Genomic DNA, 23430 nt, shown 5'->3' on the forward strand with positions numbered 1-23430 from the left:
CGCGGCGTGCTCGGAGGTGTGGCGTCTCGCCGCCTCCCGTCCGGTGAGGTCCCCCCTACCGCGCGCGCTACCAGGATTCATCCATGAGCAGTGTGCTCGTCATCAATGCCGCGGGTCGGGAGACCCGGGTCGCCCTCGTCGAGGGCGGCCATATCGCGGAGTTCTACCTCGAGCGTAAGAAGGACAAGGGCGTCGTCGGAAACATCTACAAGGGTCGCGTCGTCCGGGTGCTCCCGGGCATGCAGGCGGCCTTCGTGGACATCGGGTTGGAGAAGGCCGCCTTCCTGTACGTCAGCGACGTCGTCTACGACCCGGACTTCGCCCGCGCGCAGTTCGAGTTGACCGAGGGCGAGCACGAGGACGCCCCGGAGGTCCCCACCGAATCCGAGGCCGACGCCGTGGAGTTCGCGGCCGCCAACGTCCCGGACGCCACGCACGCGCTGCCCGCTGGCACGGAAGCCCCCACGGGCGCTCCGGAGCCGGTGCTGGCGCACGACGGCGCGCTGGCGCTGGACGTCCAGCCCCAGTCCGCCCCCGCGGAGGCGTCGCCCGAGGCCGTGAAGCCGGCTCCGGAGTCCGCCCCAGCCCCGGTGGAGGCCCAGGCCGCTCCTGAATCCGTGGGCGTCATCGTGGAGACCCCGGCCGAAGGCGCCACGCAGGAGTCCCCGGTCGAGGTGTCCACCGCCGCCGTGGCGGTGCCGCTGACGGAGAACGGCACGCCTCCGGTGGAGGCCCCCGCGGTGGTGCAGGAGACGCCCGCCGAGAGCGCCACCGTCGCCGCCATCGCCGAGTCCGGCGTGGCGCCCGCGACGGACAGCGCCGCCGAGCCGCCGCCGCACGCGGCCGCCCTGGGCGAGCTCATCCCCTCCCCCGCCGCCGACGCCCGTCCCGCCGAGGTCTCCGGCGAGCGCCGCACGCCGCGTGAGGCGCGCGAGGCCCGTGAGCCGCGCAACCGGGAGGGCCGCGAGAAGGACAAGGACAAGGACAAGCGCCGCCAGGAGCCGCCCCGCCGCGAGAAGCGCGACGAGGAGAAGGAGAAGCCCAAGCAGCGCAAGACGGACAAGATTGAAGACCTGCTGAAGGTGGGCCAGGAGGTGGTGGTCCAGATTTCCAAGGACCCCATCGGCACGAAGGGCGCCCGGCTCACCTCGCACATCTCCATCCCCGGCCGTCACCTGGTGTTCATGCCCACGGTGGACCACGTGGGCATCAGCCGCCGCATCTCCAACGAGAAGGAGCGCCGCCGGCTGCGTGACATCGTGGACCGGCTGCGGCCGCCCGGCACGGGCTTCATCGTGCGCACCGTGGCGGAGAACGTTCCCCAGGAGAAGCTGGAGAGCGACATCCGGTTCCTCATCGAGGTGTGGAACCAGGTGGTGCGCCGCAACGAGAAGCGCGGCGGACCGGGCCTGCTGCACCCGGACCTGGACCTCATCCTGCGCGCCACGCGCGACCTGTTCGCCCACGACGTGGAGAAGCTGGTCGTGGACGACGCGGAGGAGTACGAGCGCATCCAGGGCTTCGTCACCGCGCAGGACCCGGCGCTGCGCGACCGCGTGGTGCTGCACGAGACGGACGAGCCCGTCTTCGACGCCTACGGCATCGAGCAGGAGCTGCAGCGCGCCACCCAGCGCAAGGTGTGGCTGAAGAGCGGCGGCTACCTGATCATCGACCAGGCGGAGGCGCTCACCGCCATCGACGTCAACTCGGGACGCTACGTCGGCAAGAAGAGCCTCGAGGAGACCATCACCAAGATCAACGTCGAGGCGGCCAAGGAGATCGTCTACCAGCTCCGGCTGCGCAACATCGGCGGCATCATCATCTGCGACTTCATCGACATGGAGAAGGCGCAGAACCGCGACAAGGTCTTCAAGTCGCTGCAGGAGGCGTTGGGCCGGGACAAGGCCAAGACGAACGTGCTGCGCATCTCCGAGCTGGGCCTGGTGGAGATGACGCGCAAGCGCGTGCGCGAGTCCATTGGCCGCGTGCTGCACGAGGACTGCCCGTACTGCGACGGCAAGGGCTTCGTGAAGACGGCCACCACGGTCGCGTACGAAATCTTCCGGGAGATCCGCCGCGAGGCGCCGGGCTACAAGGACTCCACGCTCGTCATCAACTGCAACGCGGAGGTCGCGCGGCTGCTGCAGGGCGAGGAGCGCAACGAGCTGCGGCACCTGATGGACCGCTACAACAAGTCCATCCAGGTGAAGGCGCAGCAGAACTACCACCGCGAGCAGTACGACATCTACGGCCGGTCGGCCACGGGCCCCGAGCACAAGGTGGCCTCGTCGCCGGGCTCCGGTGACGGCGAGCTGGCGATGCAGCAGCGCCGCCCGGAGAGCAACTACGGCGGCGGCGGCCGTCAGGACCAGGGCCGGCGGGGCGGTGGCCGGGACCGTGAGCGCGGCGGCGGTGAGAACCGTGGCGGCGCGGAGAGCCGTGGCGGCGCGGAGAGCCGTGGCGGCGCGGAGAGCCGTGGCGGGGAACGCGGAGGCGAGCGCGGCGGCGGTGACCGTCGCGAGGGCCGCCGTCCCGAGCGCGGCGGTGACCGCAGCCGGGGTGGCGACCGTGAGCGTCGCGGCGGTGGCGAGGGCCGTGGCGGCGAGCGGTCCGAGCGCGGAGGCGGCTCCGGCGGTGGCCACAACAGCGGCAATGGTGGCAATGGCGGCGGCGCGCCTCCCGAGGCGTCCGGCGGGGGCTCGTCCGAGCCGTCCAGCGGGAGCAGCGAAGGCTGAGCGCTCGAGTGACACCGGGCCCTTGAGTCCGGACCGTGAGTGACCGCGAAGGCCCGGTGGGTAAATCCCGCCGGGCCTTCTGCATTGGAGCTGGAACACGGCCCCCCGCATGGTGACCGACCAGGCGGTCGAGGTCCGTGCATGTGCTGACAACGTCCGCTCTGGCGGGGTGGGAGGGCTGGTTCAGCGGGGCGGGGTTTGGCTACGGTGGCACTTCCACTCCGGGGGTGTCGTCGAGTCCCCGGCCCATCTGAATCGCCTGGGATGAACCGCTCGCCTTCGCGCCTTCGCACGCTGCTTGACTCCCGCGCCCCGGCAGCACCGGGCTGGAAGCCCACCGGGAGGGAGCCGTGAGGCTCCGGAAGCTGTCCTGGCGCGCGCGGCGCTCGCTGGTGCGTGCACGGGCCTGGGCGGTCCAGACAGCGGCCCGCGTGTGGGCGCCCATCGGGGCCACGTCAACGGGCCGCTTCGCGGCGGACATCTTCTTCGCGGGGCGCACCGTGGCGCGCGGCTTCATGGGCGAGAACCTGCGCCTGCGCGCCGCCGCGCTCACGTACATCAGCATGTTCTCGCTGGTGCCGCTGCTGACCGTGGGCATCGTGCTCTTGCGCACGCTCCACCAGGATCAGTTCCAGCGGAAGCTGCGCTTCGTCATCTCCGAGGTGCTCGCGCCGGGGGTCAGCGAGGAGTCCGCCACCCTGCTCGACCGGTTCCTGCACCCGGGCGACTCCATCGCGGTGGGAAGCGTGGGCTTCCTCGCGGTGCTGTTGTCTGCGGGCTCGCTGCTGCGCCACATCGACGGCGCGGTGAACGAGCTGTGGGGCATCCGGCGCCAGCGCCCGTGGCTGACGCGCCTGTCCATCTACGCGGGCCTGTTGCTGCTGGGCCCCATCTTCCTGGCCATCTCCTTCTCCGGCACGGGCCGGGTCCGCGTGCTGCTGCAGACCTACGCCCCCTCCGCGCCGTTCTTCATCGGGGTGGGCACCACGCTCATCGCCATGGGCAGCCTGACGCTGCTGTACCTCTGGACGCCCTACGCCCACGTGCGCGTGCGCTCGGCGCTGGCGGGCGGGCTGGTGGCCGGCCTGGGCTGGACGCTGGCGAAGCAGGTGTACGCCGAGTTCGCCGCGCGCAGCTTCCTCTACAACCCCCTCTACGCGTCGCTGGGCGCCCTGCCCCTGTTCCTCGCCTGGGTGTACGTCAGCTGGCTGGTGATGCTGTTCGGCGCCCGGCTGTCCTACGCGGTGGAGCACGTCTCCTTCCGCGACTCGCTCTTCGCCTTCGGCACCCACCCGCGCGCACACGAACTGGTGGCCGCGCGCGTCGCCCAGGACGTCACCCTGTGCTGGGTGGATGGCCGCACCCCGCCACTGCCCCGGGAACTGGCCACGCGGCTGCGCGTGCCGGAGTCGCTGGTACACGAGGTGGTGGACCGCATGGTGGATGCCCGCCTGCTGGAGCGGGGCCGGCGGGGTGGCCTGCGCCCCACGCGGGACCCCGCGGAAATCACGCTCGCCGACACCACGCTCGCCGTGCACGGGGTGATGATCACCGGCGGCCCCGATACCTGGACGGGCCCCAAGGCCCCCGGCTTCGAACAGTTCGAGCCCCTGTTCCAGGCGGCCGACTGTGCCGGGGTCGACCTGCTGCGCCGCACCCGGTGGCTGGACCTGGTGACGCCGCTGCGCCCGGGGCTGGTCGCCCCGCCCGCTCCCGAGGCCCCCAAGGCAGCGGCCAGCAGCGGAAATCCGTAACGTTTTTAGAGGGTTGGAAGGCCACCCGGCTTGCAAGGAGGAGGTGTTCTGTTATGTATTCGGGTCTCGACAACGGGCCAGAGAGCCCTGTCACCAAGGGGTCACGGGGTTTGCGGGAGCGTCCGATGCTCAAGTCTGATCTGATCAACATCCTCGTTGCCAAACGAGGCGTGACCCAGAAGCAGGCGGAGGCGACCATCGAGACGATCTTCGAGTCGATGAAGGACGCCCTCTGCCGCGGGGAGAACATCGAGATCCGCGGGCTTGGCGCCTTCCACGTGAAGAACTACCAGGGCTACCAGGGCCGCAACCCGAAGACGGGCCAGGTCATCCCGGTGAAGCCCAAGCGCGGCCTGCTCTTCCGCACGGGCAAGGAGCTGCGCGACCGGGTCAACCGCCCCGCGCCGCTGCAGGCCCAGTCGGACCTGCCGCCCTCCTCCGAGTTCAAGGGCAGCAGCGGCACCGGCACCCTCTAGGCTTCACCGCCCCACGGCGACCGGCGCCAGCCGGCCGATGGGGCGAATCTGCAGGTCCCCGTCCAGTTCGCCGTAGGTGAGCACCGCCACGTCCGGGAACGGGCCCTCGCACAGCTTGCGCAGCGGCCGACGGATGTCCGGAGCCGTGAGCAGCACCGCCCGGCCCCCGTTGGCGATGACTCGCACCCCTTCCAGGATCTCCATGATGCGCTCCGGCTCCGGCGCGAGCCCCCGGGGACCGCTGGCGCGCAGCACCTCCTCCACCTCCGGGTCCACGAGGTACGCGTATAGCGGGCCCGTGGGCGCGAACTGGTGGCTCAGGTAGCGGTGCAGGGCCTGACGGCAGCGCTCGGCGAGGGCCGTGGCGTCGCCTTCGGTGGTGGGCGCCACGAGCGCCTCCAGGATGGCGCGCAGGTCTCTGATGCTCACCTGCTCCTGCACGAGCCGCCGCAGCACGTCCACCAGCAGCGGCAGCGGCACCTTCTGGAGCGCTTCCTTCACCAGCACGGGCGACTGGGCCTCCAACCCCTCCAGCAGTCCCTGCACCTCCTGGAGTCCCAGCAGCGCGGCGGCGCGCAGGCGCAGCACGGCCCGCAGGTGGTCCGCGATGAGCTCCGAGGGCTTGCGCACCGGCACCTGGGCCAGCTCCAACCGGGAGCGGGCTCCCTCCCCCACGCGGCTGATGGGCCGCCCGCTGGAGGGCTCCACCGCAGCTTCCGCCTGGACCTCCAGGAAGGCCAGCTCGCTGGGAGGAACGAGCGCGTACAGGGCGCCGGGCTGCACCACGCCGCCACCGGCGGGCACTTCGTCCAGGAGGATGCGGTACTCGCCCGGGCCCAGGTAGGCGGCGTGGGTCCGCACCCGGATGCCAGGGATGCGCACGCCCAGTTCGAAGAACAGCTCGTCGCGCACGGCGTTGAGCACGGTGTGAACGAAGGCGCCTCCATCGGCCTCCGCGAGCGGTGTCAGCTGCGCGGACAGGTCCAGCGTGAGCGGCGTCACCCCGACGGGGGCCTTCGCGCTCTCCGGCGGCTTGCCCGCGGCTCCGGCGGGCACCGCGGATTCCGGGGAGGCGCCATCCTTCGACGGTGACTTCTCCGGCGCCTGGCCCTTGCGCCGCAGCGAATACCCGAGCCCACCGAGGCCCGCCGCCAGCGCGAGGAAGGTCAGGTGCGGCATGCCCGGCATCAAGGCCAGCGCGACGCACAGGCCCGCGACGGTGAGCAAGGTGCGGAAGTCGCCGAAGAACTGGGAGCCGATCTCCGCCCCGAGTGAGTCCTCTTCCTTCTCCGACGCCACCCGCGTGACGACGAGGCCCGCGGCCACCGCGATGCACAGCGAGGGCACCTGGGACACGAGCCCGTCTCCGATGGCGATAAGGGCGAAGGTGGCGGCGGCCTCGGAGAAGGACTGGCCGTTCTGCAACACGCCGATGAGGGTACCACCCAGCAGGTTCACCGCGACGATGACCAGGCCCGCGATGACGTCCCCCTTCACGAACTTCATCGCGCCGTCCATGGCTCCGAACATCTGGGACTCGCGCTCCAGGTCGCGCCGCCTGCGCCGGGCCTGGGTCTGGTCGATGGCACCCGCGCGCAGGTCCGCGTCGATGGACATCTGCTTGCCGGGCATGGCGTCCAGAGTGAAGCGGGCGGACACCTCCGCGACCCGCTCCGCGCCCTTGGTCACCACCAGCAACTGCACCAGCGTGAGGATGGCGAACACCACCGCGCCCACCACGTAGTCGCCTCGCACCACGAACTCGCCGAAGGCCTGGATGACCTCACCCGCGTGGCCCTCGGAGAGCGCCAGCCGAGTGGACGAGACGTTGAGCGACAACCGGAACAGCGTGGTGAAGAGCAACAACGTGGGGAACGACGTCACCCGCAGCGCGTCCTTCGCGTTCAGCGCGGCGACCAGCAGCGCCACCGCCGCGGCCAGGTTCACCGCGAGCCCCATGTCGAGGAGCCACGCCGGCAGTGGGATGATGAGCGCCCCCAGCACCGCCGCCATCGCCACCGCGAGCACGACTTCCGAGGACTGACGGGCCTTCAGCAAGACCTTCAGGAAGGGGGGCATCACGTCTGTCTCCGTGGACGGTCGTCCGGCTCGCGAAGCTCCATCGCGGTCCGCAACACGACGGCCGCCGCCTGGTACAGCTCTTCGGGGATGGACTCCCCGACGTCGAAGTGGATGAGGCTGCGGGCCAGCGGCACGTCCCGAAGTACGGGGATGCCCTGCAGGCGCGCCTCCTCCTTGAGCGCGAGCGCGTCCTGTTCGCGGCCCTTGGCCACGAGGTAGGGCGCGTCGCATTCGCCCGCGTCGTAACGGAGCGCGACCGCGATGTGCGTGGGGTTGACGATCACGGCGGTGGCCTTCTGCACTCCACGTGCCGGACCGCCCTGCGCCAGTTGGCGATGCAGGGCGCGCCGCTGCCCCTTGTGCCGCGGGTCGCCCTCGCTCTCCTTGTGCTCCCGTTTGACCTCTTCGCGGGTCATCATCAGCTCGCGCCGGTGACTGCGACGGGCGAGCGCGTAGTCCACGGCACCGCACCCCAACACCACCCACGCCAGTCGCGTCACCAGCGCCGCCAGCCGGCCGAGCAGGAACTCCATGCCCTGGGTTCCATCGAGCCATGCGGTCCGCAAGGCATCGGGGCCGACCGCTTCCACCTCGTTCCAGACGATGAGGCCCAGCAGCGCCGCCACGAGCAGCGCCTTGCCCAGCTCGACCAATGGCCGGACGCTGAAGAGGCGCTTGAGGCCCGCGGCGGGGTTGATGCGCTCGAGCTTCGGCGCGGCATGGCGAGCGTCCATTTCGAAGCCCACGGTGGCCACGGAGACCGCCAGAGAGGCCGCGAGCGCTCCGCCCAAGGCAGGGCCGCACAGCCGGGCGGCGACCCAGGCCCCCTCCTCCCACGCGCCAGCGGCGGTCTGTTCCAACATCAAATGCGCGGTCCAGTCCCTCAGCCGAGCAAAGCCATCTGGCGCGAACGCGATGAAGCCCAGCAGCCCGCCCAGCGTCGTCGCGCTGGAGGTCAACATCCGGCTGCGCGGAAGCTGGCCCTTGCGCCGGGCCTCTCGCATCCGTTTCGCGGTGGGCTGCTCCGTCTTCTCGCCGCTCATCGGGAGACCTCGCCCAGCAGTGCCAACGCGCCCTCCGTCGAGGCCACGCCCGCGAGAAGCCGCTCACACAGCAGGCCCACGCCCAGCCACAGCAGCGCGCCGCCTCCGAGGATGCGCAGCGGAGCCCCCAGCTCCTGGAGGTTCACCTGGGCCGCGGCCCTCGATGCCATGCCCAGGAAGCAGTCCACCGCGAGCGATGCAGCCGCCACCGGGGCGCCCACCGCGAGTCCCGTGGCCATGGCGCCGCCCACCATCACCACCACGTGCAGGGCCGAGGCCTCCGTGGGCACGAAGGCCCCCAGTTGAACCACGCCGAAGCCGCGCAGCAGGGCGGAGAGCACCACGGGGAACAGCGCGCCCGACACCACTCTCGCCACCAGCAGGTGGTACAGCGCGTCTCCCGTGGCCGACTCACGGCTTCCGGCCTGCGGCAGGCTCGCCTCCGCGGAGGTCCCCCGGAACAGGTCGATGAACCGGCCACTCATCCTCGCCGCGTCGAAGGGCAGCGCGGCCACGAGCCCCACGGAGACACCGTAGGCCAGCTCACGCACCACGAGCGCCGCCATCACCACCGGCGTCTCCACCGTGCCGCTGAACTCCACGCCCGCCTCGACGTGCAGGAAGAGCGAGAGCGCGAGCACCAGGCCCAGCCGGACCGTCGTCGGCGCGGCCTGGCCCCCCAACAATGGACAGAGGAACGCGATGGGCACGAGCCTCGCCGCGCACAGCGCCACCGCGACCACGTGTGGTCCCAGGGCGAGGAGCTGTTCGCCCAACGCCGCTGGGTTCACAGCGCCACCTCCGCGATGAGCATGAGGAGGTGCTGGGTGAAGCGCGTGAGCTGTCCGGCGATCCACGGCCCCGCCAGCACCAGGGACAGCACCGCCGCGCACAGCTTGGGCACCACCGACAGCGTGGTCTCCTGCAGCTGGGTCGTTGCCTGGAAGAGGCTCATCAGGAAGCCCACCAGCAGGCTCGCGCCAATGGGCGGCAACGAGGCGAGCACCATCAACAGCAGGGCTTCGCGCCCCAGGGTGAGCAGGACGTCCTGGCTCATGGCGTCACCGGTAGCCGAGGATGAGTCCCCGCGCGAGCAGGGCCCAGCCATCCACGGCGACGAAGAGGAGGATCTTGAAGGGCAGGCTCACCTGGCCCGGCGACAACGTCTGCATGCCCAACGCGAGCAACACGTTGGCGATGACCATGTCGAGCACCAGGAAGGGCAGGAAGACGATGAAGCCAATCTGGAAGGCTTCCTTCAGCTCGGTGATGACGAAGGCCGGGATGACGACGAACAGGTCCGTCTCCTGAACCTGCTCGGATTCCTCTGGAGGACGCAGCTCGCGAGCCAGGTCCACGAAGCGGGCCCGCTCCTCTGGACCTCCGTGCTTCATGAGGAACGCGCGCAGGGGCTCCGTCACCTGCTTCGCGGCGGAGAGGATTTGCGCTCCGGAATGCACCTCGTCGTACGCCGCCTGTCCCGCTTCGTACATGCGCTCCATCACCGGCGCCATGATGTGCCCTGTCAGCACCACCGCGAGCCCCGTGAGCACCAACGTCGGCGGTGCCTGCTGCGTGCCCATCGCCGAGCGGGCCAGGGAGAGCACCACGGCGATCTTCGAGAAGCTCGTCAGCATCAGCACCGCGAACGGCAGCAGCGACAAGAGCGCGAGCATCCCCATCATCGCCAGCGGACTGCCGGCATAGGAGGCCTGCGACAGGGACTGCTCCGCGGCGAATGCGCTCGCGGGCAGGAGCACTCCGCATCCCAATCCGAGGGCCTTCATCCCCCACCCCGCTTCCGGAGTGCGCCACACGTCGTCTGGGTCTGTCGCGCGCGAGGGAAGAGCACTGTCGGCTCCAGGTCGAACCGGGGCTTCACCGTCGGAACGGGCGAGGCGCCGGGCAGGACCGCCATGGTCCGGGTCTCTTGGATCTCCGCGAAGGTGTCGCCATAGGCCACGAGGTAGCGCCGTCCATCCGCCTCCACGAGCGCGAGGCCACAGCGCTGAGAAAGTCCCGTCCGCGAGACAATGCTCAGGGGCTCCAGAGCGGCCGCATCGACACTCCCAGCCATGCCTCCCTTGCGGAGCAACACCCAGCCCAGTCCGGCCAGGGCCATCGCGCCAATCAACAGACGCGAGGTGCCCACCAGCGACAGTCCTCCCAGGGGCGCGAGCGTCGCCAGCCCCACGAGCAAGGCCACCGCGAACAACAACCTGCCGCGTGGCGAGAGCGAGGACAGCAGCGTGGTCACGGGTGCGCTCACGGCAGCAACGCCAGGATGCGGGCGCCCACTTCGCCTTCGATCTCCACCAACTCCGCACGCGCGACCACGCGGTCGCCCACGCGCAGCAGCACGGGGCTGCTCGCGTTCACGTGCAGGGGCAGCAGCGTGCCCGGCTTCAGCGCGGCCAGCTCCGCCAGGGGCAACATCAACCGCGTCAGCTCGATCTCCACATCCACCGGGAGCGGCGGCATCGCCTCGCTCCGCTTGTTCGTCGCCACCATGTCCGACTCCTGTCGGGCCGCGCGCGAGTGCACGCTCCCTGTCGAAAAGCCTTCCGCGAGAAACTCGCCCCGGAGCACGAAGCCCCGGGTGATCAGCTGTCCCTGTCCCTCCACCCGGCCGTCCCGGAGACGCACGCCATCGAAGAGCACGACGTCTCCCGCGGACAGCGCATCCACCGCCGAGTCCTGCAGTGGACTGCGCCCCACGAGGCAGCGCGCGGGGACCGATGCCGCCAGCACCTGGGACGCCACCGCGCCTGCTGACTCCGTAGGCAGTTCCTGGAACGCGGTCTGCACGGCACGGGCGGGCAGGAGCACCCGGCCTCCCACCGTCGCGCCCTCCACCGTTGCCGTCAGCAACACCGCCACATAGGGCTGTCTCGGGTCGACTCGCGTCAGCACGTCACCGCGCCGCATCGACACCGCGGACAAACGAGGTCCCAGCCGTCGCACCCATTCGCCCTGCCCGCGCATCGCGGCCAGGGCGGACAGCAGCAGGTACACCAGCGTGGACTCCTCCAACCGGGTCAGCTCCGCCACGGGAGCCGGCCGCAGTCCCGTCCCCGCCAGCCTCGCCAGCGCCGCGAAGACCAGCGGCACCTCCAGCTCCACGATGGCGGTGCCCCCCACCGCCGACAGCTCCACCAGCGCGAACACCATTCCCATCGCCAGCTCGCGCTCCGGATGGACCGCCGCCGGCACCAGGTGCCCCTCCACATTGACCGCCGCGCCCAGGTCCCGCGACAGCGCCACGCCCACGTCACGCAGGAGCTCCGCGCCCCAACGTCCCACCTGGGGCCGCTGTCCCAATACCAGGTGGGCGCGCGTCAGCCGGCGCGCTCCCGGGCGGAACGGACGCATGGGCTTCTTCGATGCGCTGGGGGACCTGACTGGATTCGTTTGCATCCGGAACTCCGGGACGGCGATGGGACACACGTCCCCTGTGCACGGCCATGACCAGGGGGCCGGCTCGTGGAATCAGGGTGTTGGCAGAGGGTGGAGGTCCTTCTTCGGGATGGCCCTCCACGCCCGAGGACGCTCAGCGCAGGGCTTCGCGGATGCGCCGCTCCGCCAGGGCGGTCAGGGCCGGAGCGGCATCCGCTCGCGGTGCGGTCCCCTCCCACTGGGGAAACCGGCTGCGGTGGTACGGAGGGAGGCCGCGCAGGGCTTCCTGGCGCAGGGATTCGGGAGCTGTCTCCAGGAAGAGCGCCAACCGGTTCGCGCCATCCGCCCGTTCGCCGAACTCCACCGCCACCTTCGCCTGCCGCTGGGCGGAGGGCATGGCGGCGAAGCGCTCCAGGTGGCGCAGCGCCCTGCCCGCTTCGGCATCCACCAGGCCCCCCAGCAGCTCCGCGGCACGCTCCCGCGCCAGGACGCAGACGACCAGCGCGATGCGTTCCAGGGGCAGGGACAGCGCGGGCAGCGTGACCTCCGCCACCGGGGCCCGCGGTGCTTCCTTCCTCGCGGGCAGGAGCTTCCGGGCCTTTCGTAGCACCCGCCCCACGCGTGTGACGTCCATGGCGTGCTCAGGCCAGCTTGCGCGTGGAGCCCGGGGTCACCACCGGCCGCGCGGGCGTGGGAGGGACGGGCGGCGCCGCGGGGGGCTGCTCCGCCAGGGCCCGGTAGTGCTTCCAGCGCAGCGTCGTCCAGACGAGCGCTCCGGACAGGCCCGTCACCAGCACGCCCAGCAGCGCGAGCACCACGCGCAGCCGCAGCGGGACAGGTCCTCCCTTCGGGGCCGGCGCCTCTACGTGCGTCGTCACCTCGTCCACCAGCAGCGATACCGCCTCCGGTGACAGCCCCTCCACACCTCCCGCGATGAGCTCACGCAGCATGTCCGCCGACTTGCGCACGCGCGTCGCCCCACCGGGCGCCGTGCGCAGCATGGCCGACGCCTTCGAGGGCGCGGGAGCCTGTCCTGGCCTCGGCGGCGGCGGGACCACCAGGTGCACTCGCGCCAGCAGCACTCCGTCCACCGTCTGGAGCGTCCTCTCCAACTCCCGCTCCATTCCCCGGACGCGGCAGACCTGCTCCTCCAGCGGCGAGCGCACGAGCCCGCTTCCGCCAAACACGTCGCAGCCCGTCTCCGCCGCGAGCCGGGGCAGCCCCAGCTCCGCCAGGATGCGCACCGCGTCCGAGGACTGCGCGTCCGTCACCTCGATGGCCCAGGTGGGTTTCTTGCCCGGTTCGGGCACCTTGCGCGCGTCGAGCCCCCGCTCGACGAGCACCGTCTGCAGCTCGTTGGCCTGACGCTCGTCGAGGCCGTGCTGGATGCGCTCCCTGCACGCCGAAGCGCTCAGGAGCAGGAGAAAACAGAGACAACGAAGGGGAGCGGAACGCATGGAAGGAAGGACTCCTCACACCTGGGTCTGGAGGACCTGTTTGACGCCGCCGGTGGCCTTCTCGACGACCTTGCCGGCGAGATCGAGCTCCTGACTGGCGCGGTAGACGTGGGCCTGGAGCGCGAGCAACTCCGAGGGACTGAACGTGCGGCCGGACTCGGCGAGCTTCAGGATGTGGTCCAGCCGCTGCTGCGCCTGCCCCACGCGGTCCAACATCTCCACCGCCTGCTGACTGCGCGCGGCCTGGGCCGAATCCACGCGGCTCCCCGGCTTCACCTCCGCGCAGCCCGCCTTCGCCCGCTCCACTCCGTCCGCACGCGACGTCCCGGCGGTGGCCTCAGAGGGCGTGCCCACCGGCTTCGGCGGCCCCTCCGTCGTCACCGGCACGGGGCGCGACTGGGGCGTACGCACACCCTCCAGCAACTTGCCGAACGTCTCCTTGCTGGACTCCACCGCGGGCGAAGGGCCCGCACCGCCCACGGCTCCCAACTTGTCGATGGCCATCGCGAACGCGCCTCAGCGGATGTTGTTGATGGCGGCCTTCGCCGAGTCGTGGCGGACCTTCATGATGTTGGAGATGGCGTTGTGCTCGCGGCTCTCCTTCTGCATCTCGTTCTGGAGAGCCACATAGGCCATGTTGAACTTCTGGCCGTCCGAGGCCATCAGCTTCTGCGCCTCCAGCAGGTCCCACGCGTCCCCCTGCCCCGTCGCCGCGCTCCCCGTCGAAGCCGTCGTCCCCGCCGTGCTCGCGCGCGCCGACATCGCGGAGGCCCCACCCGCCGCCGGCACCGACGACACCGCTTCGGCCGGCACCGCCGCGGACACCGTGCCGCTCAGCGCGGACACCACCGCGCTGGAGATGGGGCCTGACGGCAACATGCCGCCCACGAGCCCCGCGCCCGTGCGCACCACCTCGCGCGCCGCTCGCGCCAGCGTGGGGCCGAACTCCGTCTTCGGCGTCTGGCGCGCGATGGACGGGGCGATGCTCAACGACGGGATGCGACGGTCTTCCAAGGGGTGCCTCCGGCAGGGATTCGCCGGGGCTGCCTTCCACCGTCCGTGCCAGGGGCCAACCCCTTGAAACGACAGGGGCGCGCTCCGTCACCTCCGCGCCAGGCGTCTATGCGGCGCGCGCGCCACGTCCACGGCGCGGGACGGCGGGCGAAAACCCGAAAACTTGCCACCGCTCCAACCTGCATCACAGTTGTCGCGTCCTGTCGCACCCGAAGGTGAGCCCCTCATGATGAACCCCTCCAATGGTCCCCGTCCGAACGAGCGCGAGCGCTACCACCCGCGCGTCGAAGCCCGGCTCCAGGTGAAGGTGCTCCTGTCGGGCCGCACCGTGACGGCTCAGGCGCGCGACATCTCCATGAACGGCCTGTTCCTCCAGGCCCACCCGGCGGACTCGCAGCGCGCGCTCACCATCGCCCTGCCGCTGCCGGGCGACCGGGAGCTCGTCACCATGTGCACCATCCGCCGCCGGGAAGTGGACGGCGTCGCGCTGGAGTTTGGCGAGCTGGACTGGGACGACCTCATCGCCCTGGCCCGCTTCCTCCACCCTCACCTGCCGTAAGGGCCTTGCGGAGGAGCGTCAGTCCGCGGCCGAACGGGCCGTGCGCAGACGCTCCACCAGGTCCATCAGCTCCGCGCCACGGAAGGGCTTGTGGATGTAGCCGTCCGCGCCCGCCTGCGTCGCGCTCGCCACGTCCGCCTTCTTCGCCTTCGCGGTGAGCATGTAGAGCGGCACCTTCGCCGTGGCCGGGTCGCTCTTCAGGATGCGGCACACGGAGACGCCGTCCAGCTGCGGCAGCACCACGTCCATCAGGATGAGGTGGAAGTCGCGGTCGCGGGCCAGCTTCAGGCCCTCGATGCCATTGGCCGCGCAAACCACGTCCACCGCGCCGTCGCTCAACATGGAGCGAACCAGCTCGCGGATGACGGGCTCGTCCTCGACGAGCAGGATGTGGAAGGGCGCTTGCGCGTTGCCAGCCATGTTTCCTCGGGGCCCCTCGTAGGCCATTGCCCTGGCGACGTCCAGCGAAGCGACACCTCCCGGTAGCCCCTCTGTACGAAAGCGGTCCCCCTTCGGTTTTCCACGCAGGCGGGGTCGCTCCGGCCCCGCCTAGATTTCGGCCACGCCGTCGCGCTCGGCCCAGCCCTCCAGGCCGTTGGGCAGGCGGATGCGGACGTACTTCCCCGTCTCATCCAGGAGCTGCACCTTCAGGCCGGCGTGCACCTCGAAGAGGGAGCGCCCTTCCGAGCGAGGCAGCTCCCGCGCCACCAGCGTGGGCGCCAGCACCACGGCCTCATGCACGTTCTGGTGGACCCAGATGTGCGCCCCCAACAGCAGCGCCGCCGGCACCGCCGCCGTGAGGCAGAGGCCCGCCACCGCCGCCACCGCCGTGCGCCGCATCGAGGGGAAGGCGCGCCGGAAGAGCAGCAGCGCGAAGCCCACCAGCCACGCGACGAAGAAGACCCAGGCCACGGCCGCGCCATCCGTCGCCGCCGCCAGCCGGGGGAGGAAGGCCTCGTCCGCGGAGGCGCCCACGACCTTGTCCACCTGCCGCGCTCGCGCCAGGGCCAGGTTGGCCTCCAGGTCCTCGGCGCGTCCGCCCTGCTTCCGGGCCTGCTCCAGCGACAGCACCGCGCGGCCCAGGTCGCCCCGGGCCAGGTGCGTGGTGCCCAGGTTGTAGAGCACGTCTGCTCCACCGAAGCCGTGGGCGATGAGCTTCTCGTACTGGGCCTGCGCGTTGGCGTAGTCCTCGCGGCCATACGCGTCGTTGGCCTGTTGGAAGACGGCCTCTGCTTCCTCGGCGGTGTAGTAGCCCTGCGTCGCCGCGTCGCTCATCACGCCCAGCCTTCCATCACCGCCGCCGCGGTCGCCAGCACCTTGCGCCGCTCACCCAGCTCTACCCCGCCGCCGTAGCGTCCCAGGTCGCAGGCCTCCAGCACGAAGTGCACGCGCGCGCGCCGCTCCGAGTCCACGCCCGCCGCCGCCAGCTTCTCCCCGAGCGCCTCGCGCGTCAGCCCGCCCACGGGGAAGCCCAGCTGGGCCTCCAGGAAGCCCACCATCGCCCGCTCCACCTCCACGTAGAACGCGCCCGCGTCCGAGCCCGCCTTGAGCTTCTCCGCCTCCGCCAGCCGCTTGCGCGCGGCCTTCGCCTGCTGACGGCCTCGGCCCGCCTCGGAGCGCGTGGCCAGCCGGCCGCGCATGCCACCCATGAACGCCACGCCCGCCAGCAGGCCCAGCGGCGCCAGCACGCCCGCGACGAAGAAGGGCCGCGTCCACACGGGCTGCGACGGCTCCACGAAGTGGGCCCGGGCTCGCACCGGACGCAGGCCTCCGGTGGAGAGCACGTTCTTCTGCTCGTTGGCCGCGTCCGCCATCTGGGAGGGCGTCATCGTCGACGGCAGCGAGGACACTCCACCCGCTCCCGCCTCCACGGTGATGGTCACGGGGTCCGTGCGCGCCGTCTCGTATTGGCGCCGAGACGGGTCGAAGTACGGAAAGCGCAGCTCCGGCAGCGTGAAGGTGCCCGTGCGCTGCGGCATCACCAGGTACTCCACCACGCGGCGGCCCTGGATGCGGTTGCGGTTGGGCGTGAGCCGGTCCGTCGTCGTGGGCTCATAGATTTTCAGCGAGGCCGGGCCGGTGAGCTTCGGCGGGGTGACGTTCTTCACGTTGCCCTGCCCCTCCAGGATGACCTTCACCGTGATGGGCTGCCCCAACTCCACGCGCGTCTGCGACACGTCCAGCGACATGCGCCACGAGCCCACGTTCGCGTTGGACATGTTCGGCGGCGCGCCGTTCGGGAGGGGCCGCACCTTCACCTTCAGGCCGTTGGAGACGCGGTGCACGCGGTGGCCCGCGAAGAGGAAGCCGGTGGTGATGTCCGCCTCCGCTGGGGTGATCAGCAGCGTGCCGGACTTCACCGGGAACAGCGCGCGGCGGCGCAGCAGGTAGGCGCGGTACGGAATGCCATCCACCACCTTCTGCTCGCCCGTGAGCTGCGTGGGGCTCTCCACCTCTTCGGTCCAGAAGCCCTCCAGCTTGGGCATCGTCACCGCGTCCACGCTGGACAGGTCCACGCGCGAGTAGATGTAGAGCGACAGCGTGGCCTGCTCGCCCACGTAGAGGTCGTCGCGGTCCAGGCTCGCGCGCAGGAACAGGTCCGAGTCCCCACGCGGAATCACCGGTTCGTCGTCCCGAGTGTCCGAGTCGTCGTCCCCGAACGGGTCCGGCATGTTGCGGAAGTTGCGGAACGGATCCGGTAGCTGCTGCCTGCCGCCCTGCTGCGCCTGGGGCGCGTTGCCCACGCGGCCTTCGCGCACGGTCAACGGCACGGCGTCCGTGCGGTACGTGCGGCCTCCCGCGGTGAGCGTGGAGGGCGGAATGGTGAGCTTGCCCGCGCGCAGCGGGCGCATCAGCAACTCGTGGCGGGTGATGTCCTGGATGACGGCGGGGCCGCCTCCGGACAAAGAGATGGACCGCTGACTGCCGCGCGACGAGGAGAGCACCTCGAAGTCGTTGGACGAGGGCAGGCGCACCTGGGCGTTGGACGGCGCGTCCACCATCACCACGGTGAGCTTGAAGGTGTCGTCGGTGCCCACCTCGGTGCGGTCCACCGTCTGGTAGAACTCGATGTCCGCCGCCCACGCCGGCGCCGTGGCCAGGAGGGCGAGCACGGCGAGCAGCGCCGTGCGCCCGCTACCAGTCCTTCTCATTGGGCTTCCTCTGCTTCTTCTTCTGCTGGAAACGCCAGAGCTGGAGATTCTTCTCGTTCTGCTTCATCGCATCCAGCAGGCGCTCGGCCTCCTGCCGGTCGACGTCGCCCGGCGAACTTCCGCCGTCGCGTGGGTTGGATTCCGTCTCTTCCTCGCCCTCGCTGCCGCCGTCCGCGCCGCCATCGCGAGAGTCGCCTTCGCCCTCATCCTGGCCTCCGTCGGTGCCGCCATCCGGGCCGTTCTGGGGCGGAGGCAGGTCGCGCAGCACCACCTCGTAGTTGTGCCGGGCCTGCGGATCCGTGGGATCCAACGTGAGCGCCTTGCGGTAGGACTTGAGCGCCTCCGAGCGGTCACCCGCCGTGGCCGCGAGGTTGCCCAGGTTGTACCAACTCTTCTGCGTCAGCTCGGGCTGGCGCGAGGACTCCGCCACCTGCTTGAAGGCCTCGCGCGCTTCCGCTGAACGCCCCAGCTTCGCCAGCGCGTCCGCGCGGTTGAACTCCACCGTCGGATCATTGGGCCGCTCCTTCTTCGCGGCATCGAAGTCCCGGAGCGCGTCCTCGTAGCGTCCGGCCGCGTAGGCATCGCGCCCGCGCTGCACCAAAGGATGGTCCTTCTCCAGCGGCCCCACCGCCCACGCGGGTCCCGGCAGCGCCAGCAGTCCCGCCAGGCCCACCGCCATCGCGCGCGCCGCACGCCGCCGCATCGGTTGCGTGCTCATGCGGCCCTCCGGCGCGAAGGGATGAGCGCCATGCCCAGCACCAGCAGCACCAGGCCGGGGACGGCGAACCACTGGAAGCGCTCGTCGTAGCGGACCGTCACGCGGCTCTCCAGCTCGCTCTTCTGCAACTGGTCGATGCGCTCCACCACCTGTCCCATCGCCACGCCGTTGGGCTGGTAGAAGAAGGCGCCGCCCGTGGCGTCCGCGATGGCCGTGAGGCCCGCGCGGTCCAGGCGCGTGATGACCGTGTCGCCGTTGGAGTCCTTCTTGTAGTCCACGAACTCGCCGCGCCGGTCGTAGACGGGGATGGGCTCACCGGAGTCCGAACCCACGCCCACCGCGAGCACCTGGACGCGCGCGTCCTTGAGCGCCTCCGTGGCCTCGCGCACGTCGCCCGTGAGGTCCTCGCCGTCCGACAGCAGCACCACCACGCGCTCCTTGGAGCCCCGGTCCGCGTTGTCCAGCACCTGCTTGGCCAGCCGCAGCGCCGCGCCCACGTTCGTGCCGCCCTGGGGCATCGCGTCCGGATCCACCGCGCGCAGGAACAGCTTCACCGCCGAGTAGTCCGACGTGAGCGGCGACTGCACGAACGCATCTCCCGCGAACACCACCAGGCCCGCTCGGTCGCCCTTCAGTTCATCCAGCAGCGTGTTGAGCTCCAGCCGCGCGCGGTCCAACCGGCTGGGCTGCACGTCACGCGCGAGCATGGACTTGGACGCATCCAACGCCACCACCACGTCGATGCCCCGGCGCTTCGTCAATTCGCTCTTCGTACCGCACTGGGGCTGGGCGAGCGCGAGCCCGAACAGCATCAGCCCCAGCCCGTACAGGCCGCCCTGCACCGCCGGCCGCCACACGGACACGCCGGGCGCGAGCGCCGTCACGTGGCGCTCCGCGATGAGCGCCGACAGCCGCGTCCTGCGGCCCAGCGCCTTGAGCAGCGCGAGCAGCCCCAACAGCAGGCCCACCAGCAGCAGCCCCAGGTACAGCGGCTGCGCCAGGCCCACCTGGTAGCCCAGGAGCGTGAAGCGCCAGGCCTCCAACGTGGGCATCATGGGAACACCCGCAGGATGGTGGCGCGCAGCAGCAGCTCCAGCGCGGCGAGCCCGAAGGCCACCAGCAGGAACGGGTGGAAGTTCTCCTTGTAGGTGGCGCTGGCGCCGCCCTCCATCAGCTTCGAGCGCTCCAGCGCGTCCAGCACCTTCTGCAGACCGCGCTTGAGACCTTCCGGATCCGTGGCGCGGTAGTACTCGCCGCCGGTGCGGTCCGCGATGTCCTGCATCAGCTCCGGGTTGATGGGGATCTCCGTCTCGCGCCACACGGTGTTGCCGAACAGGTCCGTGCCCTGCGGGAAGGGCACCTTGCCGCCCTTGCCCACGAGGATGGTGTAGATGGGGATGTGGAGCGACGCGGCCATGTTCGCCGCGTCCAGCGGCGAAATCTTGCCGGCGTTGTTGTCGCCGTCGGTGATCAGCACCACCACGCGGCTCTTCGCGTCCGAGTCGCGCAGGCGGTTGAGCGACGTGGCGATGGCGTCACCAATGGCCGTGCCGTCCTCCAGCACGCGGGTGCGCAGCTGCTTGAGCACTTCCTTCAGCACGCCGTAGTCCAGCGTCAGCGGGGACTGCGTGTACGCGGCGCCGGAGAACACCACCAGGCCCAGGCGGTCGTTCACGCGACCGGAGATGAACTCGGTCAGCACTTCCTTCGCCACGTTGAGGCGGTTCTGCGGACGGAAGTCACCGGCCTCCATGGACGTGGACAGGTCCAGCGCCACCACGATGTCGATGCCCTCCACCGACAGGTCGCGCACGCGCGAGTCGCGCGACTGCGGCCGGGCGATGGCCACCACCGCCGCAACCAGCGCCGCCACGCGCAGGATGGGCAAGAGCGGCAGCAGGTACGTGCGGAAACCCCGGCCGCCCTTCGCGAAGACATGCGCGGCGGAGAAGCGCAGCGTGGCGCGACGCTTGCGTTCCCAGAACGCGAGCGCCAGCAGCAGCGGCGCCAACAGCAAGGCCCAGAGCGCCTCCGGGTTATTGAACGCGAGGTCCGGGGGCAGCATCGGGCTTGGGGGGAGCGGGAGGAACGTACGTTTTGGCGAGCAGGTCGTAGCCGAAGGCCAGCGCCTGATTGCAGGACTCGGGGGACGCGTCGGCGCGGGCGTACTTCACCATGTCCGACTCGGAGACGAAGCGCATCAGCGCGTCCTCTGGCAGGCCCGGCGTGGGCAGCCGGCGCAGGGACGCCATCAATTCGGACGACGTGCACTCCAGGGCCTCGAAGCCGTAGCGCTCGCCCAGGTAGCCGCGCACGATTTCAGAGAGGCGGAAGTAGAAGTCCTTCACGTGGCCGCGGCCGGGCAGGTCCTCGCGCTTGAGCGCGTCCAGGGACTGGCGCACGCGCACGTCCAGCGGCAGCACCGGAACCACCTTTTCGCGCTTCGGCCGGCGCTGCCACCAGCGCACCAGCATCCAGGCCGCGACGGCCACCGCCAGCGCCACCGCCAGCGCGTAGAGCAGCGTCCAGGAGCGGATGGGCACTTCCTGCGGGGGCTGGTAGTCGAACAGCTCCGCGCCCTGCCCTTGCGCGTCCGGCGGCAGCGTGGAGGTCACCTCCACCGTCTTGCCCTTGAGCACGAAGCGGCGCGGTCCCTCCGGCGTCGCCACATCGAAGGCGAGGTCCGGCAGCTGCACGTCGCCCAGCTCGAACGCGGAGAAGCGCAGGCCGAACGTCGTGGTCGCGTCGTTCCCGTTGTCCTGGCGCTGGCGCGTCTGCTGGAGCAACTCCACCGCGCCCTCACCCGTGGGCGCCACCAGCTCGTAGCGCTGATCCTTCGGGTGCGTGAGCGTCACCTGGTAGGTGAAGGGCTCGCCGATGTGTACCGCTTCCGGCTCCACCCGCCCGGACGCGCCCGTGGGCGTCACCGTCTCCAGTGCGACGGGGGCCTTGGGCGCGGGGGCCTGGGCCCATGCGGCCGGCGCGCTGATGAAGAGGACGGCCGCGAGGACGAGCGCGTGTCTCATGCCGCCATCCTCCGGGCCCGCGCGCGGAAGAAGTTCGCCAGCGCCTTGCCGTGATCATCCCCGGCGCGCAGCTCCACGTGGTCCAGCTCCAGCTTCTTGAACAGCTTGCGGCGCTCGTCGCGCTGGGCCTGCATGGCGCGCATGAACTTTCCGCGCACGGCGGTGGAGCTGGTGTCCACGACGAAGCGCTCGCCCGTCTCCGGGTCCTCCATCTCCACCAGGCCGTGGGCGGGGAAGCGCTGCTCCAGCGGATCCTCGATGACCACCGGCACCAGGTCGTGGCGGCGGCCCACCAGACGCAGCGGCTTTTCGTAGCCCGTGGCCATGAAGTCCGACACGAGGAACGTCACGGCCTTCCGCTTGGACACCTGCGTCAGGTACGTGAGCCCCGCGGACAGGTCCGTGCCGTGGCCCTTCGGCTTGAAGGTGAGGATGTCGCTCACGAGCCGCAACACGTGCGTGCGGCCCTTGCGCGGCGGAACCACCTTCTCCACCCGGTCCGAGAAGAGGATGAGCCCCACGCGGTCGTTGTTCGCGATGGCGCTGAAGGCAATCTGCGCGGCCACCTCCGCGGCGACCTCCGCCTTGGTGCGGTCCTTGGAGCCGAACTCGTTGGAGGCGGACACGTCCACCAGGAGCATCACCGTGAGCTCGCGCTCCTCGGTGAAGACCTTGATGTAGGCCTCGTTCATGCGCGCGGTGACGTTCCAGTCGATGAAGCGGATCTCATCGCCGGGCTGGTACTGGCGCACCTCGGAGAAGGCCATGCCGCGGCCCTTGAACACCGAGTGGTACTGGCCGGCCAGCATGTCGGAGACCACCTTGCGGGTGCGGATCTCCAACTTGCGGATGCGGCGGATGAGGTCCTTGGGCAGCACGGGCGCGCTCTTACCGGGGTCCTGTCAGGGGACTTCCACGCGGTCGAAGACGCGCTGGATGATCTTCTCCTGGGTGAGTTCCTCGGCTTCCGCCTCGTAGGTCATCGCGATGCGGTGGCGGAGCACGTCGAAGGCGATGGCCTTCACGTCCTCCGGGGTGACGAAGCCGCGGTGGCGCAGGAACGCGTGCGCGCGGGCCGCCTGCGCGAGCGCGATGGTGGCGCGCGGCGAGGCCCCGAACTGGATGTAGTCCGCCAGGTCCTTGAGGCCGTAGCGCGCGGGCTCACGCGTGGCGAACACCACGTTGAGGATGTACTCCTTCACCTTCTCGTCCATGTAGATGGCGTGGACGAGCTCTCTCGCGCGCACCAGGTGCTCCAGTGCGATGACCCGCTGGACCTTGGGCGACGAGCCGCCGGACATCCGGTCCATGATGACCTTCTCTTCATCACGGGTCGGGTAGCCCACCTTCACCTTGAGCATGAAGCGGTCCACCTGCGCTTCGGGGAGGGGGTAGGTGCCCTCCTGCTCGATGGGGTTCATCGTGGCCAGCACGAGGAAGGGCGAGGGCAGGCCGAAGGTCTGGTCGCCGATGGTGACCTGGCGCTCGGCCATGGCCTCCAGGAGGGCGGACTGGACCTTGGCGGGGGCGCGGTTGATTTCGTCCGCGAGGACGATGTTCGCGAAGATGGGCCCCTTGCGGACGGTGAACGCGGCCGTCTGCTGGTTGTAGATCATCGTGCCGACGAGGTCCGCCGGCAGCAGGTCGGGCGTGAACTGCACGCGCATGAAGGTGGCGCTGAGCGAGTCCGCCACGGTGCGCACGGTCAGCGTCTTGGCGAGTCCGGGCACGCCCTCCAGGAGGACGTGGCCGTTGCACAAGAGGCCGATGAGGATGCGTTCGAGCATGTACCGCTGCCCGACGATGACCTTGCCGGTCTCCTGGTTGAGGACCTCGACGAAGCTGCTTTCCTGCTGCACGCGTTCAGTGAGCGCGCGAATGTCGGTGTTCATGTCCCCTCTGTCGGCCTGGGCGGCGGGCAGCCTAGGGTTCCCGGGCGTCCGGCTCAACACCGCTGTACGCCGGACATTCCGTCAAGCCGCCCGGTCCCGTAAAGGGTCATCTCCCATGTCCCGCCC

General features: G+C 70.6%; 24 protein-coding genes. 4 read left to right on the forward strand and 20 right to left on the reverse strand.

From position 1 onward, the window contains the following. Window positions 1–83: 83 nt before the first annotated feature. The 3 genes from D7X99_RS17280 to D7X99_RS17290 all read left to right on the forward strand — a co-directional run bounded on the left by D7X99_RS17280 (window position 84) and on the right by D7X99_RS17290 (window position 4965). The gene (locus D7X99_RS17280; protein WP_121778749.1) at window positions 84–2735 is read left to right on the forward strand and encodes an Rne/Rng family ribonuclease; all 2652 of its coding nucleotides are present in this window, start codon (window positions 84–86) and stop codon (window positions 2733–2735) included. 365 nt (window positions 2736–3100) lie between these two features. Beyond that, window positions 3101–4489, forward strand: coding sequence for a YhjD/YihY/BrkB family envelope integrity protein (locus tag D7X99_RS17285; RefSeq protein WP_121778769.1), 1389 nt, complete (start codon window positions 3101–3103; stop codon window positions 4487–4489). A gap of 125 nt (window positions 4490–4614) precedes the next feature. Then, complete coding sequence (locus tag D7X99_RS17290; protein ID WP_043321998.1) at window positions 4615–4965, forward strand: HU family DNA-binding protein; 351 nt, start codon at window positions 4615–4617, stop codon at window positions 4963–4965. Window positions 4966–4968: 3 nt separating this feature from the next. On the opposite strand, the gene D7X99_RS17295 is transcribed toward D7X99_RS17290, so the two are convergent. The 11 genes from D7X99_RS17295 to D7X99_RS17345 form a co-directional block, all read right to left on the reverse strand. Continuing rightward, a complete protein-coding gene (locus tag D7X99_RS17295) occupies window positions 4969–7044 on the reverse strand; it encodes a flagellar biosynthesis protein FlhA (RefSeq protein ID WP_121778750.1) in 2076 nt (691 codons plus the stop codon). Next, on the reverse strand, window positions 7044–8090 hold the full coding sequence (locus D7X99_RS17300) for a flagellar biosynthesis protein FlhB (RefSeq protein ID WP_121778751.1): 1047 nt from the start codon (window positions 8088–8090) through the stop codon (window positions 7044–7046). The genes D7X99_RS17295 and D7X99_RS17300 overlap by 1 nt, the downstream gene beginning before the upstream one ends. Further along, a complete protein-coding gene (locus D7X99_RS17305; RefSeq protein ID WP_121778752.1) occupies window positions 8087–8881 on the reverse strand; it encodes an EscT/YscT/HrcT family type III secretion system export apparatus protein in 795 nt (264 codons plus the stop codon). Before D7X99_RS17305 ends, D7X99_RS17300 begins: the two co-directional genes overlap by 4 nt. Beyond that, on the reverse strand, window positions 8878–9147 hold the full coding sequence (locus D7X99_RS17310) for a flagellar biosynthetic protein FliQ (RefSeq protein WP_121778753.1): 270 nt from the start codon (window positions 9145–9147) through the stop codon (window positions 8878–8880). The genes D7X99_RS17305 and D7X99_RS17310 overlap by 4 nt, the downstream gene beginning before the upstream one ends. 4 nt (window positions 9148–9151) lie before the next feature. Continuing rightward, window positions 9152–9877, reverse strand: a complete 726-nt coding sequence (sctR, locus tag D7X99_RS17315) for a type III secretion system export apparatus subunit SctR (RefSeq protein ID WP_121778754.1) — start codon at window positions 9875–9877, stop codon at window positions 9152–9154. Beyond that, the gene (locus tag D7X99_RS17320; RefSeq protein ID WP_147476172.1) at window positions 9874–10359 is read right to left on the reverse strand and encodes a hypothetical protein; all 486 of its coding nucleotides are present in this window, start codon (window positions 10357–10359) and stop codon (window positions 9874–9876) included. Before D7X99_RS17320 ends, sctR begins: the two co-directional genes overlap by 4 nt. Continuing rightward, window positions 10356–11462 carry a FliM/FliN family flagellar motor switch protein gene (locus D7X99_RS17325; protein WP_233613471.1) on the reverse strand — a complete coding sequence of 369 codons (1107 nt, stop codon included), beginning with the start codon at window positions 11460–11462 and terminating at the stop codon, window positions 10356–10358. The genes D7X99_RS17320 and D7X99_RS17325 overlap by 4 nt, the downstream gene beginning before the upstream one ends. Window positions 11463–11640: 178 nt before the next feature. Next, complete coding sequence (locus D7X99_RS17330) at window positions 11641–12120, reverse strand: hypothetical protein (protein ID WP_121778757.1); 480 nt, start codon at window positions 12118–12120, stop codon at window positions 11641–11643. A 7-nt stretch (window positions 12121–12127) separates the two neighbouring features. Further along, a complete protein-coding gene (locus tag D7X99_RS17335) occupies window positions 12128–12943 on the reverse strand; it encodes a flagellar M-ring protein FliF (RefSeq protein WP_121778758.1) in 816 nt (271 codons plus the stop codon). Between the two features lie 15 nt (window positions 12944–12958). Then, window positions 12959–13447, reverse strand: coding sequence for an ATP-dependent helicase HrpB (locus D7X99_RS17340; RefSeq protein WP_121778759.1), 489 nt, complete (start codon window positions 13445–13447; stop codon window positions 12959–12961). 12 nt (window positions 13448–13459) lie between these two features. Further along, window positions 13460–13957: a hypothetical protein gene (locus D7X99_RS17345; protein ID WP_120599158.1), complete on the reverse strand. Its 498-nt coding sequence runs from the start codon at window positions 13955–13957 to the stop codon at window positions 13460–13462. A gap of 226 nt (window positions 13958–14183) precedes the next feature. Here D7X99_RS17345 and D7X99_RS17350 point away from each other — a divergent pair, with 226 nt between their 5' ends. Next, window positions 14184–14516 carry a PilZ domain-containing protein gene (locus tag D7X99_RS17350; protein ID WP_014398934.1) on the forward strand — a complete coding sequence of 111 codons (333 nt, stop codon included), beginning with the start codon at window positions 14184–14186 and terminating at the stop codon, window positions 14514–14516. Window positions 14517–14534: 18 nt separating this feature from the next. Here D7X99_RS17350 and D7X99_RS17355 read toward each other — a convergent pair whose 3' ends face one another. The 9 genes from D7X99_RS17355 to D7X99_RS17395 all read right to left on the reverse strand — a co-directional run bounded on the left by D7X99_RS17355 (window position 14535) and on the right by D7X99_RS17395 (window position 23304). Further along, entirely contained in the window at window positions 14535–14936 is a 402-nt protein-coding gene (locus tag D7X99_RS17355; RefSeq protein WP_120566860.1) for a response regulator, read from the reverse strand. 129 nt (window positions 14937–15065) lie between these two features. Next, window positions 15066–15791 (reverse strand): SH3 domain-containing protein, encoded by a 726-nt coding sequence (locus tag D7X99_RS17360; RefSeq protein ID WP_121778760.1) that lies wholly within the window; start codon window positions 15789–15791, stop codon window positions 15066–15068. Next, window positions 15791–17668 (reverse strand): BatD family protein, encoded by a 1878-nt coding sequence (locus D7X99_RS17365; RefSeq protein ID WP_121778761.1) that lies wholly within the window; start codon window positions 17666–17668, stop codon window positions 15791–15793. Before D7X99_RS17365 ends, D7X99_RS17360 begins: the two co-directional genes overlap by 1 nt. Continuing rightward, a complete protein-coding gene (locus D7X99_RS17370; protein WP_121778762.1) occupies window positions 17652–18386 on the reverse strand; it encodes a tetratricopeptide repeat protein in 735 nt (244 codons plus the stop codon). The genes D7X99_RS17365 and D7X99_RS17370 overlap by 17 nt, the downstream gene beginning before the upstream one ends. Next, entirely contained in the window at window positions 18383–19438 is a 1056-nt protein-coding gene (locus D7X99_RS17375) for a VWA domain-containing protein (RefSeq protein ID WP_120599163.1), read from the reverse strand. Before D7X99_RS17375 ends, D7X99_RS17370 begins: the two co-directional genes overlap by 4 nt. Beyond that, complete coding sequence (locus D7X99_RS17380; RefSeq protein WP_120579528.1) at window positions 19438–20448, reverse strand: VWA domain-containing protein; 1011 nt, start codon at window positions 20446–20448, stop codon at window positions 19438–19440. Before D7X99_RS17380 ends, D7X99_RS17375 begins: the two co-directional genes overlap by 1 nt. After that, window positions 20423–21412: a hypothetical protein gene (locus D7X99_RS17385; RefSeq protein ID WP_121778763.1), complete on the reverse strand. Its 990-nt coding sequence runs from the start codon at window positions 21410–21412 to the stop codon at window positions 20423–20425. The genes D7X99_RS17380 and D7X99_RS17385 overlap by 26 nt, the downstream gene beginning before the upstream one ends. Then, a complete protein-coding gene (locus tag D7X99_RS17390; protein WP_121778764.1) occupies window positions 21409–22290 on the reverse strand; it encodes a DUF58 domain-containing protein in 882 nt (293 codons plus the stop codon). Before D7X99_RS17390 ends, D7X99_RS17385 begins: the two co-directional genes overlap by 4 nt. A 24-nt stretch (window positions 22291–22314) precedes the next feature. Next, on the reverse strand, window positions 22315–23304 hold the full coding sequence (locus tag D7X99_RS17395; protein WP_120579511.1) for a MoxR family ATPase: 990 nt from the start codon (window positions 23302–23304) through the stop codon (window positions 22315–22317). Window positions 23305–23430 lie beyond the last annotated feature (126 nt).

Origin of the sequence: Corallococcus sp. AB032C, from assembly GCF_003668935.1 — a bacterium.
In the GTDB taxonomy this organism is placed as follows: Bacteria; Myxococcota; Myxococcia; order Myxococcales; family Myxococcaceae; genus Corallococcus; species Corallococcus exiguus.

Bases quoted from the DNA above. Each gene is read 5' to 3' on its own strand.
- D7X99_RS17280 (WP_121778749.1), top strand. From the start codon at position 84: ATGAGCAGTGTGCTCGTCATCAATGCCGCGGGTCGGGAGACCCGGGTC.
- D7X99_RS17290 (WP_043321998.1), top strand. From the start codon at position 4,615: ATGCTCAAGTCTGATCTGATCAACATCCTCGTTGCCAAACGAGGCGTG.
- D7X99_RS17295 (WP_121778750.1), bottom strand. From the start codon at position 7,044: ATGCCCCCCTTCCTGAAGGTCTTGCTGAAGGCCCGTCAGTCCTCGGAA.
- D7X99_RS17300 (WP_121778751.1), bottom strand. From the start codon at position 8,090: ATGAGCGGCGAGAAGACGGAGCAGCCCACCGCGAAACGGATGCGAGAG.
- D7X99_RS17310 (WP_121778753.1), bottom strand. From the start codon at position 9,147: ATGAGCCAGGACGTCCTGCTCACCCTGGGGCGCGAAGCCCTGCTGTTG.
- sctR (WP_121778754.1), bottom strand. From the start codon at position 9,877: ATGAAGGCCCTCGGATTGGGATGCGGAGTGCTCCTGCCCGCGAGCGCA.
- D7X99_RS17325 (WP_233613471.1), bottom strand. From the start codon at position 11,462: ATGCGTCCGTTCCGCCCGGGAGCGCGCCGGCTGACGCGCGCCCACCTG.
- D7X99_RS17330 (WP_121778757.1), bottom strand. From the start codon at position 12,120: ATGGACGTCACACGCGTGGGGCGGGTGCTACGAAAGGCCCGGAAGCTC.
- D7X99_RS17335 (WP_121778758.1), bottom strand. From the start codon at position 12,943: ATGCGTTCCGCTCCCCTTCGTTGTCTCTGTTTTCTCCTGCTCCTGAGC.
- D7X99_RS17340 (WP_121778759.1), bottom strand. From the start codon at position 13,447: ATGGCCATCGACAAGTTGGGAGCCGTGGGCGGTGCGGGCCCTTCGCCC.
- D7X99_RS17350 (WP_014398934.1), top strand. From the start codon at position 14,184: ATGATGAACCCCTCCAATGGTCCCCGTCCGAACGAGCGCGAGCGCTAC.
- D7X99_RS17355 (WP_120566860.1), bottom strand. From the start codon at position 14,936: ATGGCTGGCAACGCGCAAGCGCCCTTCCACATCCTGCTCGTCGAGGAC.
- D7X99_RS17360 (WP_121778760.1), bottom strand. From the start codon at position 15,791: ATGAGCGACGCGGCGACGCAGGGCTACTACACCGCCGAGGAAGCAGAG.
- D7X99_RS17365 (WP_121778761.1), bottom strand. From the start codon at position 17,668: ATGAGAAGGACTGGTAGCGGGCGCACGGCGCTGCTCGCCGTGCTCGCC.
- D7X99_RS17370 (WP_121778762.1), bottom strand. From the start codon at position 18,386: ATGAGCACGCAACCGATGCGGCGGCGTGCGGCGCGCGCGATGGCGGTG.
- D7X99_RS17375 (WP_120599163.1), bottom strand. From the start codon at position 19,438: ATGCCCACGTTGGAGGCCTGGCGCTTCACGCTCCTGGGCTACCAGGTG.
- D7X99_RS17385 (WP_121778763.1), bottom strand. From the start codon at position 21,412: ATGAGACACGCGCTCGTCCTCGCGGCCGTCCTCTTCATCAGCGCGCCG.
- D7X99_RS17395 (WP_120579511.1), bottom strand. From the start codon at position 23,304: ATGAACACCGACATTCGCGCGCTCACTGAACGCGTGCAGCAGGAAAGC.